The organism is Roseicyclus sp., assembly GCF_018402035.1.
In the GTDB taxonomy this organism is placed as follows: Bacteria; Pseudomonadota; Alphaproteobacteria; order Rhodobacterales; family Rhodobacteraceae; genus Roseicyclus.
Window position 1 is genome coordinate 32863 of sequence record NZ_JAGYJN010000011.1, and the last position, 14922, is coordinate 47784.

General features: G+C 66.1%; 12 protein-coding genes. 2 read left to right on the plus strand and 10 right to left on the minus strand.

Translation table 11 applies throughout. The features are described from left to right. Positions 1-130 precede the first annotated feature (130 nt). The 4 genes from KG698_RS13200 to KG698_RS13215 all read right to left on the minus strand — a co-directional run bounded on the left by KG698_RS13200 (position 131) and on the right by KG698_RS13215 (position 4301). The gene (locus KG698_RS13200; protein WP_213686036.1) at positions 131-844 is read right to left on the minus strand and encodes a VIT1/CCC1 transporter family protein; all 714 of its coding nucleotides are present in this window, start codon (positions 842-844) and stop codon (positions 131-133) included. A gap of 44 nt (positions 845-888) precedes the next feature. Further along, positions 889-1800 (minus strand): DMT family transporter, encoded by a 912-nt coding sequence (locus KG698_RS13205; protein ID WP_213686037.1) that lies wholly within the window; start codon positions 1798-1800, stop codon positions 889-891. 31 nt (positions 1801-1831) lie between these two features. Further along, on the minus strand, positions 1832-2833 hold the full coding sequence (locus KG698_RS13210) for a YcjF family protein (RefSeq protein ID WP_213686038.1): 1002 nt from the start codon (positions 2831-2833) through the stop codon (positions 1832-1834). Positions 2834-2927: 94 nt separating this feature from the next. Beyond that, positions 2928-4301 (minus strand): YcjX family protein, encoded by a 1374-nt coding sequence (locus KG698_RS13215; protein WP_367114109.1) that lies wholly within the window; start codon positions 4299-4301, stop codon positions 2928-2930. Positions 4302-4461: 160 nt separating this feature from the next. On the opposite strand from KG698_RS13215, the gene truA reads away from it, so the two are divergent. Then, positions 4462-5232 carry a tRNA pseudouridine(38-40) synthase TruA gene (gene truA, locus KG698_RS13220; protein ID WP_213686040.1) on the plus strand — a complete coding sequence of 257 codons (771 nt, stop codon included), beginning with the start codon at positions 4462-4464 and terminating at the stop codon, positions 5230-5232. Between the two features lie 13 nt (positions 5233-5245). On the opposite strand, the gene KG698_RS13225 is transcribed toward truA, so the two are convergent. The 4 genes from KG698_RS13225 to hrpB all read right to left on the minus strand — a co-directional run bounded on the left by KG698_RS13225 (position 5246) and on the right by hrpB (position 13364). After that, positions 5246-6412, minus strand: coding sequence for a DUF2235 domain-containing protein (locus tag KG698_RS13225; protein ID WP_367114107.1), 1167 nt, complete (start codon positions 6410-6412; stop codon positions 5246-5248). Continuing rightward, positions 6300-8597 (minus strand): xanthine dehydrogenase family protein molybdopterin-binding subunit, encoded by a 2298-nt coding sequence (locus KG698_RS13230; protein ID WP_213686042.1) that lies wholly within the window; start codon positions 8595-8597, stop codon positions 6300-6302. Before KG698_RS13230 ends, KG698_RS13225 begins: the two co-directional genes overlap by 113 nt. Positions 8598-8703: 106 nt before the next feature. Further along, positions 8704-10836 carry a selenide, water dikinase SelD gene (gene selD, locus KG698_RS13235; protein WP_213686043.1) on the minus strand — a complete coding sequence of 711 codons (2133 nt, stop codon included), beginning with the start codon at positions 10834-10836 and terminating at the stop codon, positions 8704-8706. A gap of 74 nt (positions 10837-10910) precedes the next feature. Then, positions 10911-13364, minus strand: a complete 2454-nt coding sequence (gene hrpB, locus KG698_RS13240; protein ID WP_213686044.1) for an ATP-dependent helicase HrpB — start codon at positions 13362-13364, stop codon at positions 10911-10913. 125 nt (positions 13365-13489) lie between these two features. Between hrpB and meaB the strand changes: the two genes are divergently transcribed. Then, positions 13490-14482 carry a methylmalonyl Co-A mutase-associated GTPase MeaB gene (gene meaB, locus KG698_RS13245; RefSeq protein ID WP_213686045.1) on the plus strand — a complete coding sequence of 331 codons (993 nt, stop codon included), beginning with the start codon at positions 13490-13492 and terminating at the stop codon, positions 14480-14482. A gap of 8 nt (positions 14483-14490) precedes the next feature. Here meaB and KG698_RS13250 read toward each other — a convergent pair whose 3' ends face one another. Continuing rightward, positions 14491-14712, minus strand: coding sequence for an RND transporter (locus KG698_RS13250; protein ID WP_213686046.1), 222 nt, complete (start codon positions 14710-14712; stop codon positions 14491-14493). 66 nt (positions 14713-14778) lie between these two features. Then, positions 14779-14922 (minus strand): sigma factor-like helix-turn-helix DNA-binding protein (locus tag KG698_RS13255; protein WP_300983999.1); only part of this gene is annotated, 144 nt, incomplete at its 5' end.

Consider the following 14922-nt stretch of genomic DNA (forward strand, 5'->3'; position numbering starts at 1 on the left):
GATTGCTCAAGCACCTCAATCCCGGCGGCTCACTGGATCAGAGCGCCGGGCCCGTAATTCGAATGATCTGAACCACGATATGCGTCATGCGTGGCGGTATAGGCCCGCACCCCCGCCGGGTAAAGGGGGCTCAGGGCGCAAAGAGCCGCCCCACCGCAAAGGCCACCATTGCCGCTGCCCCGCCAATGGCCAATGTCTCAAGGCCCGAGCGCCACCATGGTGCCTCGGACCACAGGCTTTTGGCGGCACCGATGGCGAAAAACACCGCCAAGGTCATCGCGGCGGCCAGCGCAAAAGCATCACCCCATCCCAGCACGAAGGGGACAAGCGGCACCGACCCCGCGCCCACAAAGGCCCCAAATGTCGCCAGCGCCGCCCGCAAGGGGCGCGGCGCGACCGGGGCAAGCCCGTATTCATCGCTCAGCATCAGCGCGACCGCCGCCGCCGTGTCACCTGCGATCTGCGCGGTCGCCTGTTCCAAGACATCGCCACGCAACCCTTTGCGGCGCAAGATCTCGCGGATCTCGGCCCGTTCGCCCTCGGGGTTTTCAGCCAGATGGCGGCGTTCGACCTGCGCTAGCCGGTTTGCGTCGTCGCGCTCGGCCTTGGTGCCTGCGTAATTGCCCGCCGCCATGGAAAACCCGTCTGCCAAGAGGTTAGCCAGCCCCAGCGCAAGGATCACGCCCGTCGGCAATGCGGCCCCGGCCACACCCGCCACGATGGCAAAGGTTGTCACCGCCCCGTCAATCGCCCCATAGATCGTGTCGCGCAGATACCCACGCCCTGCGGGCGCACCAATCCGTTCCGCGACCTCCGCCGGGCTATGGCCATGTTCTTGCGGCATGCCATCAGGCTAGGCCGTGCCGATGCGCATTGCCTTGCGCGCACTCAATCCGCGCGGCTCAGCCGTCGCTCTCGCGCCACGATGTAAAGCCCCGCCGCGATGGTCACCGCGATCCCCGCCAAAGCCAAGCCGTTGGGAAACTCGGCAAACAGCACAAGCCCGACAAGGGCCGCCATCGGGATTTCCAGATATTGCATCGGTGCCAATGTCGATGCAGGCGCAAAGCGCAGCGACCAACTCATTAACAAATGCCCCAGCGATCCGGTGATCCCAAGCGCGATCAACAGCCAAACTGCGGCCTGATCGGGCGGTGCGATCCAGCCGATCAGCGGCGGGCTGCCACCCCATGCGGGCAAGAACCAGAGCACCCCAAGAAGCGGCAGGCCGATGATGCCTCCCAAGCCTTGGAGCGCGATGGGGTCGATCTCTTTGGCAATCTGGCGGGTGACCAGCATGAACAGCGCAAAGACCACCGCCACCGCCAGTGGCAAAAGTGCCGGCCACCCCACGGCGGCAAAACTTGGTTGCATCACCATCAGCGTGCCGATGAACCCCACCGTACACGCCGCCAGCCGCCGCGGCCCCACCTGCTCGCCCAGCACATAATGGCCAAGGATCAGCATGATGAAAGGCATGACAAAGGCAATCGCCACCGCATCGGCGAGAGGCAAAAAGCGCAGCGCGCTGAACATCATCGCGATGCCGCAAATCTGTAGCACACTGCGCATCGCGGCCAGCCGCACCACCCGTGTGCTGGGAAAAATCACCGCGCCGCGCCACAGCGCCAAGGGCAGCAATAGCCCCGCCTGCGCGAGAAAGCGCACCATGATCAACTGCCACAGCGGGAATTGATCGCCCAACAGCTTGGCCAGCGCATCCGAAAATGGGATGAGCAAGCAAAAGCCCAGCATCAAGACGATGCCAAGCAGTGGGCGATCTCGGTGGGATTGGCTCATCGCCCACTCTTGCCGCGCGCCTTGGCGATTGTCACCCCGTCCCCGACCCGAAAAGCCCCGTCAGCGCCCGGCGGAGCAGCGCGCTTACCCCCGGTCTTTGTCCCGGTCCAAAGGGGAGGGGGCGGCAAACCTCCATCGCGGCCACACCCACCCGCGCGGTGAGCGCGCCATTGACCACCCCTTCGCCAAAGCGGCGCGAGATCTTGGACAGGACCGAGCCACCGGCGACCGAGCCGATCAGATCGTCGCCGATGGCCACCGCCCCCGTGGCCACCAGATGGCTCAGAACCGCCCGCGTCAGCCGCCACGCCCCCAAGGGGCCCGAGCGCCCGCCATAGATCTCGGCGATGCGCCGGATCATGCGGATATTGCCGGTGAGTGCGGCCAGCATATCGGCAAGCGCGATGGGCACCAATGCCGTCACCGTGGCGACTTGGCGGCAGGCGGCCTCGATCTCCAGCCGCGCAGCATGATCCAAGGGCGACAGCAAACGCGCCTCGGCCAAAGCAAACAAGGCGGTCACATCAAAGATGTCATCGCGTTGACGCGCCAGATCGGCGCGCGCGCCTGCCAATTCGGGCCGCGCCCGATAAAGCGCCTCAAGCTGGACGACTACCTCTCGCGCCGCCGCCAAATCGCCGGTTGCCTGCGCGCCAAGGGCTGCCGCGCGGAGCTGATCGAGCCGCCCAAGCCTGCGAAAGGCAAGCCATTCGCGCAGCGCGAGCCCAGTGAAACTCACCATCACCAGCCCCACCAGCACCAAAGCCAGCCACCCAAGCAAGGGGCGCGCCGCCAAAATTGCGGTGATGAAATCCCATGCCGCGATCCCCGCCATCAGCGTGATCAACCCCGCCGCCGCGCGCCAAAAGAGCCGCGCCAAAAAGCTCGGCCGCTTTGCGGCCAATTGCGCGGCCAAGATCATCGCGCGCCCCTCGGGCAAAGCGGCCGCATCGGGCGGCAAGGGGGCTTCTTGCGGCAAGATCGGCGCGGGATCGCTGATCGCGATCATCACCGGGCCTTTGCGGATCGTCATCGCCAAGCCCCTCGCTTCTTCGTTTCATAAATATCCCGGGGGGTGGCGCCAAAGGCGCCGGGGGGCAGCGCCCCCCGCTGAGGTGACGCAGAGATCACAGCCGATCCCCCAAAAGAAACTCCGCCGCCCGGTCAAGGCGGATATGCGGCGGGCCGTCGCCTGCGCGCAACGTCCCGGCCACAGGTGCAAAGCGCATCACCGCGTAATCGCCCGCCACCCATTGCGGCGCGCCCTCTGGGGTGCTGGCCAAGATTTGGCTGGGGTCTTGTGGCAGATCGCCGGGATGGAGCGCCACCTGCGCGCCCGTCTCCAGCAAGGTGCCGCGCACCAGATCATGCATCACCCCGTCGATCTCGCGGCTTTCCTCGACCGTACTGCGCAGGGCTGCCAATGCCATGGCATGGGTGCGCGCGCCCGTAAAATCGGCCCGTCTGCGCGCATCGCCTAAAAGCGCGCCCATGAGCGCGGCCAAGCGGTCATGCTGGCTGTGGTGCAAATGATCGGCCTTGGTTGCGGCAAACAAGATCTTGTCGACCCGGCTTTGTCCCATCAACCCCGCCAAGAATGTCGTGCGCCCGGTCCGAAAGGCCGACAAGATCCCGGCCATCGCATGGCGGAGATCGGCAAGGGCGTTTGGCCCGCGATGGACCGCCTCCAAGACATCGACAAGCACCACTTGGCGATCGATCCGGGCAAAATGGGCGCGGAAGAACGGTTTGACCACTTGCGCCTTATAGGCCTCGAAACGGCGTTCACATTCGCGCGCCAGCGATCCGCGTGGCGCAGGTCCGGGTGGCAGGGGCGCAAAGGTCAGCGCGGGGCTACCCTCCAGATCGCCGGGCAACAAGAAGCGGCCCGGTGTGCAATCGGCAAAACCTGCCTGTTGCGCGGCGCGCAGATAGGCGGCCCAAGCTTTTGCAAGGGCTGCAAGCTGCGGCTCATCATGCGGTGCATCGGGTGCGGCTTTGGCCAAAAGCTGCACATAAGCCGCTGCTTCGGGCTGTACGGCCGCGCGCGCCAAGGCGGCGCGCGACCAAGCGCCATAGCTCAGCGAAAGCAACCCCAGATCGAGCAGCCATTCACCGGGGTAGTCCACGATATCGAGATGCACGATGCGCGGCCCGGTCAGCCCCGCCAAAATCCCCCCCGGCCTGACCCTGAACGAGACCCGCAATTCCGACACGGCGCGGGTGCTTTCCGGCCAATGCGGCGATGCCCCTGTCAAAGCCGCCAGATGGTTTTCAAAATCAAAGCGCGGCACGGTATCATCGGGCTGGGGTTGCAGATAGGCCGCCTCGATCCGGCCCATGCGCGCGGCCTCCAACCCCGGCATCCGCCCGCGTTCCAGCAGATTGGCCACCAGCGAGGTGATGAACACGGTCTTGCCTGCCCGGCTCAAGCCGGTGACGCCCAGCCGGATCACCGGTGCCGAGAAGAGCCCGGTGACACCATGCGAGACATCCGCGATCTGATGGCCAAGCGCTTGTGTGATCGTCCTGATGACCAAATGGGGCAACCTCTCACTGTGTTGGTCAGACAGTAAGCATCGCTGCGCCCGATTGCGAGAGGGCAGGCGGAACGCGTTTGCCCCTTGGCGGCGGGGGGGCTTTGGGCCTATGTCGCGGCCCATGCCTCGCTATGCGCTGAAATTGGAATATGACGGTGCGCCCTTTGCCGGGTGGCAACGCCAATCGGGCCTGCCCACGGTGCAAGGCGCGCTCGAGGTGGCTTTGGCCGCCCTCGAGGCTGATGTGCCATCCGTCGCTGCCGCCGGTCGCACCGATGCAGGCGTGCATGCGACAGGGCAGGTGGCCCAATGCGATATGGCGCGCGATTGGGACCCCTATCGCCTGTCCGAGGCGATCAATTGGCATCTCAAGCCCGCGCCTGTTGCTGTTGTGGCCTGTACGCGGGTGCCCGACGACTGGCATGCGCGCTTCTCGGCCATCGAGCGGCGCTATACCTATCAGCTGATCTGTCGCCGCGCGCCCTTGGTCCATCAGCGCGGGCAGGCGTGGCATCTGCGCCATGACCTCGATCTGGGCGCGATGCGCCAAGCTGCGGCGCATTTGCTGGGGCGGCATGATTTCACCACCTTCCGCGCGGCCATGTGCCAAGCGGCAAGCCCTGTGAAAACCCTCGACGAGATCATGATCGAGGAGAGGGCCACCCCGAATGGCCAAACAATCGAGATCCACCTGCGCGCGCGGTCCTTCTTGCACAATCAGGTCCGCTCCATCACGGGCTCGCTCGAGCGCGTGGGCGCGGGCGCGTGGCATCCCGATCAGATGGCCATGGCGCTGCGCGCGTGCGACCGGGCCGCTTGCGGGCCTGTCGCCCCACCCGATGGGCTGTTTCTGACCGGGGTCGGCTACCCGCAAGATATCTTTGCCGCCTGACTATCTTGCCCCCTCACAGCGGCATGGCGCGTAGGCCAGTCATCCCCAAGGCGCGGCCCAGCGTCAGCGCGCTGGGATGCAGCACTTCGGATGGGTCTTGGCCAATCGGCCTTGGGCGGCGCAAAACAAAGAGCTTTCCAATGCCACGGTTCATCCCGATCCCCGGCGCATTGGCATCGGTGATGAAACGCTGACGCCATAGCATGGGCAGGGCAAGGCCCGCGCGCGCCGCCTCGGACAACATCCAGATCAGCGCGATATTGGCCAAGGGTCGCGCCCAGCCAAGCCCGCCCAGCTGGCCCCCGACATCGCCATGGGTGCCACGAAACCACATCTGTTGCACTTGCCCGCTGGCAGCCTGTGTTTGGGTGGTTGTCCAGATCATCGGGTGAAACGCGGCCCGCGTCTCTTGCAAGGCCAGCGCTTGGCGCGCGACCATGACCGACTGGCCAACCGCATCTGTGTGAAAGGCATGGGGTGCCGGCACGATCTGCCACAGCCCGAAAAGGTCGATACCCGATGGGCGCACCGTGTCATAGGCCCCCAGAAAGGCAATCGGCACATCCCCATGGCACAAGCGCTGTTTCAGGCTTTGGGCCTGATCGCTCTCGGGGGCCGCGCGGTAAAGCGCGTAGTGCCGCTCCACCGTGTCGCGGTCCAGATGCGCGGGCCGCAACAGGCCCACCCGGTCGATCATCCCCGCAAGCGAGCGCACTGCATAAGCGCCGCGCGAATAGCCCATCAGGATGATCCGGTCGCCGGGCCGGTAGCCGCGCGCCAAGAACTGATAGGCGCGCTTGATCTGGCGGTTCAGACCTACACCCGCGATCACCTCATGGGTGCGCCGCCAGCTTTGCCATTGGATGCCCGGCTCATAATGGATGGAAAGCTGGGCCGCCGCCGCGATCTCGCGCAAGAGCAGATAGGTCAGCCCGATATGCGTCTCTTGCCCATGGGTGAGCTGCGACATTGTCCCGTCAAGCAACACGACATGCGTCGTGGGGCTGGGTGGCACAGGCGCAAAATGGGCGGGGCCAGCTTGGCCCCTGAACCATTGTCTTAGGCGCTCACGCGGCCGCACTCGCCTTGCCATGTTGCAACATCCCCCAGACGCGGGACGGGGTGAAGGGCATGTCCACCTGCCGGATGCCCAAGGGCCAAAGCGCGTCTTGCACCGCATTGGCCACCGCCGCCAGAGCGCCGACCGTGCCCGCCTCGCCGCAGCCCTTCATGCCCAAGGGGTTGGCCGTGGACGGCACGCATTCGGTGTAAAAGGCGATGAACGGCGTGTCATCGGCGCGCGGCATGCCGTAATCCATGAAGGTCGCGGTCAAAAGCTGCCCCTCGCTGTCATAGACGACATGCTCGCTGATGGCCTGCCCGATCCCTTGGACCACGCCGCCATGCACCTGCCCCTCGGCCAGCCTTGGGTTCATCAGATTGCCGAAATCATCGACGACGGTGTAGCGGTCGACCCGTGTCGTGCCGGTCTCGGGGTCGATCTCGACCTCGGTGATATGGCAGCCATTGGGATAGGACCGACCGGGCAGGGTGCGGGTCTCGGTCACCTTGGTCAATTCCGCGCGCCCGGCGGATTTGGCGCGGCCTGCGGCCTCAAGCAAGGTGATCACGACGTTGGAGCCGGGGGCGCGAAACACGCCCTCCTCCGCGTCAAAGCTGGTCTCGCGCTGGTCCATATCCTCATCGAGAAAGGCGCAGAGCCCGGTGATCAGCGTCTCGGCGGTGGCGCGCATCGCCATGCCCTGCACCGTGACCGAGCGCGACCCGCCCGTGCCACCGCCCTTGGCGATCTGGTCGCTGTCGCCTTGCACGATCTCGATCTGCTCAAGCGGCAGGCCGGTTTGATCATGCAACAGCTGGGCATAGACGGTTTCATGCCCTTGCCCGTTCGATTGGGTGCCGACATAAACCTTGGCCACCGTCGCGGTCAGTTCGATCATCGCGGTTTCCTGCGGATCGCCAAGGATGCTTTCGATGTAATAGCAGGTGCCGAGCCCGCGCAGCCGTCCCTTGGCCGCAGAGGCCGCCTTGCGCGCGGCGAAACCCGTCAGATCGGCGGCTTCCTCGGCGCGGGCCAAGACCTTGTGGAAATCGCCCACATCGTAAAGCTCGCCCGTGGCGCTGCGATAAGGGAATGCCGCTGTCGGAATGAAATTGCGCCGCCGCAGCTCGAGCGGGTCGACGCCCAATTGGCGCGCGGCGAAATCCATCGCGCGCTCAAGCGCATAGATCGCCTCGGGTCTGCCCGCGCCGCGATAGGCATCGACTTGGGTCGTGTTGGTGAACACCCCGCGGTTGCGGAAGAAGTAGGTCTGCACATCATAGGTGCCGGTCAAGACCTTGGAATAGAGCGAGGATTGGATGTTCTGTCCGAACTGCGAGACATAGGCCCCGAGGTTCGAGATACTGTCAGTGTGAAAAGCGACCATCTTGAGATCCGCGTCAAAACCCAAGGTAATGGTGACATCCAGATCGCGCCCTGCATTGTCGGAAAGCATCGCCTCGGTGCGTTCCGACATCCAGCGCACAGGCCGGCCCAGCACGCGACAGGCATGGGCCACAAGGAAATGCTCAGGGTATCCCATCGCCTTCATCCCAAAGCCGCCGCCGACATCGGGATTGGTGACGCGCACATCCTTGGCCTCGAGGCCGAAAAGGCGCATTAGATCGCCCTTTGCCCCCCAGACACCTTGCCCGTTGAAGGCCAGATGCAGCCGCCCATCGACCGTCTCGGCAAAACAGCCGCGCGGCTCAAGGCTGTTGACGATGATCCGGTTGTCATGGCTTTTGTGCGTGACCACATGGGCGGCCTTGGCCAGTGATGCTTGCGTTGCGGCATCGTCGCCCATGGTGAAATCATAAGCGATATTGTCGGGCGCCTCGGCATGCACCACCGCGCCACCCGGCGCGAGGTCGAGCTTGACCGGTTCGGCTACAATATCAAGCGCGATCAACTCGGCCGCATCCTTGGCAGCGGCCACGCTATCGGCCACGATAAAGGCCACCGCATCGCCCACAAACCGCACCTTGTCGGTCACAAGGATCGGGCGATCAGGTTTGGCCACCGGCGATCCACCGGCGGTTTGGACCACGGCAAAGCGCATCGCGTTCTTCAGCCCGGCTGTGGCCAGATCAGCCGCGGTCAGCACCAGATGCACACCCGGCGCGCTGCGGGCTTGCGTGACATCTAGTCGTTCGATCCGGCCATGCGCCTCGGGGCTGCGAAATACATAGCCATACAAGGCATCATCGGGGGCGACATCATCAACATATTGCCCCTGCCCGGTCAGAAAACGCCGATCTTCCAGCCGTGTGATGGGTTGGCTTGTCCCGAATTTGCGCATCTTCTTGCCCCTTGATCCATCCATCCTTGTTGCCCCTGACACTAGGGGCCATGGCGGCCCTGTCCAGAGCAGATGCCGTGCTGGACGACCGGCATCCTGTCTGGCTTCAGCGAAAAATCATTTGCGGTGTGGCTGTCACCGCGCCGATCTGTGCCGCATCATGGCCAGCGGCGCGTAAGCCTGCGACCAAACCAGCGGCCAGATCGGCAGGGACCGCTGCCAATAGCCCCCCCGCCGTTTGCGGGTCGAAAACCAGCGCGCCAAGGGGGGTATCGGCCACCGCGACCCGCCCGGCCAGTGCTGCTTGGTTCTGTGCAAAAAGCGTAGAGCGCAGACCCGCCTCGGAAAGCCGCAAGGCACCGGGCAAAAGCGGCACTGCGTCAAGCCAAACCTCCGCTCCCACGCCCGAGGCGGTGCAGATATTGCCCAAATGCCCGGCCAGACCAAAGCCCGTCACATCGGTCATCGCATGGGCATGAGGGGCAAGGATTGCCGCCGCATCGCCCTGTGGCGTGGACATCTGCGCCCAAACGGCCGCGACCTCTGCGCCATGGGCGCGCATCTGCATGTCACCGGCCAGCACCACGCCCGTGCCGATGCCACGGCTCAGGATCAGCGCGTCACCCGCACGCGCACCGCCCAGCGTGATCGGCGCGCGATCAAGCAGCCCCGTAACGGTAAAGCCCAGCGTCAACTCCACCCCCATCGAGGAATGGCCGCCGACGATCTCGGCGCCCTCAGCGGCGAAAACAACGCGTGCTGCCGCCATCACCTCGTCCAGCCACGCGCCCTGCAACCGCGCCGCCATGCGCGGTAAGATCACGCTGGCAACGGCGGCTTGCGGGGTGGCCCCCATCGCCCAGATATCGCCCATCGCATGGATGGCAGCAACGCGTGCGACCAGCACCGGGTCATGGGCAAAGGCGCGCAGATGGTCGGTCGAGATCACTTGGCGCACCCCGCCCGTCGTCAGCACCGCCGCATCATCGCCGGGCTGGCCGCCCAAGATCCCCGTCAACGCACCAGCGCCAAGCTTCGCCCCACAGCCGCCGCATGGGGCAGGGCCCGCCATCTCTTGGGCCACACCACGCGCAGCACCGCGCGGCGGGCCTACATGCGCCATCGCGGGCAAGTTGCGCAGTTTCTCCATAAAGCGGCGGTCGATTGCATCTTTCCAACGCCACATGGCAGGGCCGGACCATGTCCAGCCGGCCTTTTCGGCCAGCGCATGCTTGCCGCCCAAAGACACCAGCTTCAGGAAATCGCGCTGTGGGCGAAAGCTGTGGCGCTGCGCGCCCGTCAGATCGGCGCGCAGGTTCCACGCGAGAACCGGGGCCGCGCGCACGGCGAAAACACCGGCTTTGGGGCGGGGGGTGTCGCGCAGATGCACACAATCGCCCGCGCCATAGATCTCGGGGTGGCTGATCGATCTCAGCTGGTCATCCACCACCAGATAGCCGTCATGCAGCGCCATGCCACAATGTGCCAGCCACCCATGCGGCACGGCACCCGCAGCACCGATGGTGAAATCGGACGCGATCCGCCGCCCATCTTCCAGCATCACACCATCTGCGGTCACTGCCACAGGCACCGCCCCTTCGATCCGCGCGATGCCATGCGCGTCCATCGCCGCCAAGAGCCGCCCGCGCCCCGGCCAACCCTTGAGGATCTGGCCCCTGTCGATCACCGAGACCTCTGCCGCGCGCCCTAAGCCCTGCATCCGATGCGCACAGGCCAGCGCCAGTTCCACCCCCGCCACACCGCCACCGATCACCGCGATGCGGGCCGCAGCGTCGCCCGCGCAATAGCTGGCCCAGCGGTCTGCAAAACGCCCCAGCGGCTTGGCCGCCACGCCATGTTCCGCAAAACCCGGCAGCGCGGCCATATCCGAGGTGATCCCGATATCAAGCGACAAAAGGTCATAGGCCATCGGCGCGCGCCCTGCCACCGATACGCGCCGCGCCACCGGATCGATCAACTCAACCGCCCCCAAGACCAGCCGCGCACCCGCAAAGCGCGCCAGCCGCACCAGATCGATCTCAAGCGCATCGCGCGCGTAATGCCCCGCGATATGGCCGGGCAGCATGCCGGTATAGGGCGCGCTTGGCCCGGGGTTGATCAGCGTCACCCGCACACCGGGCACAGGCCGCATCCCCCAACGTCTGAGGACCAGCGCATGGGCATGGCCGCCGCCCACCAGCACCAGCTCCTTGACGATGGGCACTGACCCGTCCTGCATGCTTGGCCCTTCTTTGCTTCAAAAATACTCCGGGGGGGCCCCGAAGGGGCGGGGGCAGCGCCCCCACTGCAGCCCTATCCTCCGCGCGGCTTTGCCCGCAAGGTGGGATCGGCTGATCTTGGGTCTTCCGGCCAAGGATGGCGCGGGTAGCGCGCGCGCATCTGCTTGCGCACATCCGTATAGGATCCGTCCCAGAATCCCGGTAAATCCGTCGTGACCTGCACGGGCTGGCCGCCCGGCGAGAGCAGCACCATCTTGAGTGGCACCCGATCTTGGCCGATCCGGGGATGAGTGGTGGTGCCGAACACTTCTTGCAGGCGCAGCGCCACCTCGGGCACGGCACCGGAATAATCAATGGCGATCGCACGACCAAGCGGGCTTTGCCATGTGGCGGGTGCCAGCCGTTCGACCTCGCGCAGCATGGTGTGGCCCAACCACGCGACCAGCGCATCATGCGGATCAAAGCGGCCCAGATCGGCGGCATTGCGCGCAGCCCCGAGATAGGGCGCGGCCCAGTCTTCGAGCCCCGCCAACAGTGCCCCATCCCCAACATCAGCCAGACCCGAGGCGGCGATGCGCGCCCGCAAAAGCCGCGCCCGCGCGCTCCAGCCTAAACATGCTAACCCCAGATCGCGGATACCCTCCATCAGCGCGTCTGCCATCGCCTCGGGGGGGGCGTCGCGCCACGGGCGTTCGGCCAGCACCAGCGCGCCAAAGACCTCCTGTTGCTGGGCCTCGACCCGGCGGTGGCGCTTGGACCAGTGGCATTGATTGCGCCAGATGATCTGGTCCGCATGGATGGCGCGCAATTCCGCCTCGCTGATGCTGACCGCTTGGCGGATACGCGCCTCGCGCGGGTCGCCATCAAGATCGGTGGCCACGATCAGGCGTTGGCCGGCCAATGCGTCGCCATCCGGCATCACCGCGCCCTTGCCGCCCGAGAGCACATAGCGGGCCGCATCGCCCGCACGGCGCAGGCCCACCCGGTCGGGATAGGCGAGTGCGGCCTGCCCCCCAAGTCCAAGGGCCGCATCGCCGCGCTCAAAGCGCTTCAGGCGCTTGGCCTCTTCCCTGATCTGGGCGACCGCGCCGCGATCGGCCCCCATGCCGCCCGGATCGTCCAGCGCGCGCAGGCGCAGCGCCAGATCGACACCCCGCTCGCGCAACGGATCGCGCGCGGCAAGAAGCGCTGCCAAGCGCGCCGCGCCGCGCCCCCCGCGCAGCACCAGATGCCCCAGCCTTGGATGGAGCGGCAGGCGCGCCAGCGCCCGGCCATGATCGGTGATCCGCCCCGCCGCATCCAAAGCGCCCAACTCTGCCAAGAGCGCCCGCGCCTCGGCCAGCGCGCCTTCGGGGGGTGGTGTCAGAAAGGCCAGCCCCTCGGCCCCGCCCCAAACTGCCAGCTCCAACGCCAAGCCCGCCAGATCGGCCGCCGCAATCTCAGGCGGCGGGAAAGCGGGCAGCGCGCCCTCGGCGCCCTTGGTCCACATCCGGTAGCAGATGCCCGGTGCAACCCGGCCCGCGCGGCCGCGCCGCTGATCGGCCTCGGCCCGGCTGACGGGTTCGGTCACAAGCCGCGACATCCCCGATCCCGGATCGAAGCGCGCCCGCCGCGCGCGGCCTGCATCGACGACAATGCGCACATCCGCGATGGTCAGCGAGGTCTCGGCGATGGCGGTGGCCAGCACCAGCTTGCGCCCTTGCACCGCGGGCGCGATGGCCGCGCGCTGATCGGCAAAGGGCATCGCGCCGTAAAGCAGATGCAGCGCCACATCACCGGGCAGGCGGCCTACAAGGCGCGCAGCGGTGCGGCGTATCTCGCCTTCGCCCGGCAAAAACACAAGGCATCCCCCCTCGGCCTCGCCAAGTGCGTGCAAGATCAGATCGATGACCCCATCCTCCAAACGGCGATCCTTGGGCAGGGGATGGTCGAGATGGCGGGTCGCAACCGGAAAGGCGCGACCTTCTGAGCTTAACAGCGGCGCATCGCCCAAAAGCGCCGCCACGGGGGCGGCATCCAGCGTGGCCGACATCACGACAATCGCAAGATCGGGGCGCAGCGCTTGGGCGACCTCCCATGTCAGGGCCAGCCCCAGATCGGCGTTGAGCGAGCGTTCGTGGAATTCGTCAAAGATCACGCAGCCCACACCGGGCAGGTCGGGGGCGTCTTGCAACATCCGGGTCAGGATGCCTTCGGTCACCACCTCGATGCGCGTGTCTGGCCCCACCACGCTTTCGCCGCGCATACGGTAACCCACGGTTTGGCCCACGGCCTCGCCCAAGGTTTCGGCCATCCGCTCGGCGGCGGCGCGCGCGGCCAAGCGGCGGGGTTCCAGCATGACGATGCGGCCCTTGATCTGGCCCAATAGCGCCAGCGGCACACCTGTCGTTTTGCCTGCCCCCGGCGGGGCTTGCAGCACGGCACGCCCCTTGGCCGCGATTGCGGCGCAAAGTGCGGGCAAGATATCGTCGATGGGCAGGGGCAAGGCGCGCGCAATCCCGTGGTTCTGGCCTGATCGCCGCCACATGCGGTGCAGCGCCCATCAGCGTCAACACCAAAGCCGGGCAGTTGCACTGGACATGCCGCGCTTTGCCGGGGCAGATAGTCCAACACCGGGCGACCGGGGTGGCGGAGAGGAAGGCGCGCAGAGCGATGGCGGAACAGGTACAAGGCGGCGATGATCTGGCCCCCCGCATCCTTGCGGGTGAGCGCCGCGCGCTGGCCCGTGCCGTGACGCTTGTCGAAAGCACCCGTGCCGATCACCGCACACAGGCCACCGCCCTGATCGAGGCGCTGCGCGGCCATGGCCGCCAAGCCTTGCGGATCGGCCTTTCAGGCACGCCCGGCGTGGGCAAATCCACCTTTATCGAGGCCTTTGGCATGGCGCTGGTGGGCGCGGGCCTCAAGGTCGCGGTCTTGGCGGTCGATCCTTCCTCGGCGCGCTCGGGGGGCTCGATCTTGGGCGACAAGACACGGATGGAACTGCTCAGCCGCGAGGCTGCGGCCTTTATCCGCCCATCGCCCTCGGCCACCCATCTGGGCGGTATCGCGCGCCGCACCCGCGAGGCGGTGGCGCTTTGCGAGGCGGCAGGGTTTGATGTGGTGTTGATCGAGACCGTGGGTGTCGGCCAATCCGAGACGATGGTGGCCGAGATTTGCGATCTGTTCGTCCTGCTTTTGGCCCCGGCAGGCGGGGATGAGTTGCAAGGCGTCAAGCGCGGCATCATGGAGATGGCCGATCTGATTTTGGTCAACAAGGCCGATGGCGATTTGAAACCGGCCGCGACCCGCACCGTCGCCGATTACGCAGGCGCGCTGCGGTTGCTCCGCAAACGCCCACAAGACCCGGAGGGGTTCCCCAAGGCGCTGCCCGTCTCGGCGGTGACAGGCGACGGGATCGCGCAGGCTTGGGATGAGATGCAGACCTTGGCGCGCTGGCGCAAGGATCAGGGTTGGTGGGACCGCCGCCGCGCCGAACAGGCCGCGCATTGGTTCGACCAAGAGGTGCGCGCGGGGCTTTTGGCCCGTCTGCGCGGTGATCCAGCCGTCAAATCCGCGATGGCCGCCATGGCCGCACAGGTGGCCGCAGGTGAGATGACCCCAGACGCGGCAGCGGCCGAGATGCTGGATCGGTTGAAGGGGTAGGGCGCGCCCTACACAGCACGGCGTGTCAGGATCAGCTTGGCGAATAGCAACAGCCACGGCAGCCCATGCAGGAGCAGGTCGAAGATATCGATGGCTTGGCGCAATTCCCCCGCCGCCAGCATCTTGAGCTTTTCCCAGATATGCGGCTCGGGGGTAAAGGGGGCGAGGCCAAGCGTGAGGCAAGCCACAACCAGCATCCAAAGCGGCAGAGCATCGAGAAGGCGGCGCATTATTTTTTCCCTGCGGATGGGCAATCCCGCCCACCGCGCTGTGCTGTGGTGGGCAAAATGCCCACCCTACTGATCAAGGAAAGAACGTAGCTTCCGCGACCGGCTTGGGTGCTTGAGCTTCCGCAAAGCCTTGGCTTCGATCTGGCGGATGCGTTCGCGGGTCACGCTGAATTGCTGGCCCACTTCTTCGAGCGTATGGTCGGTGTTCAT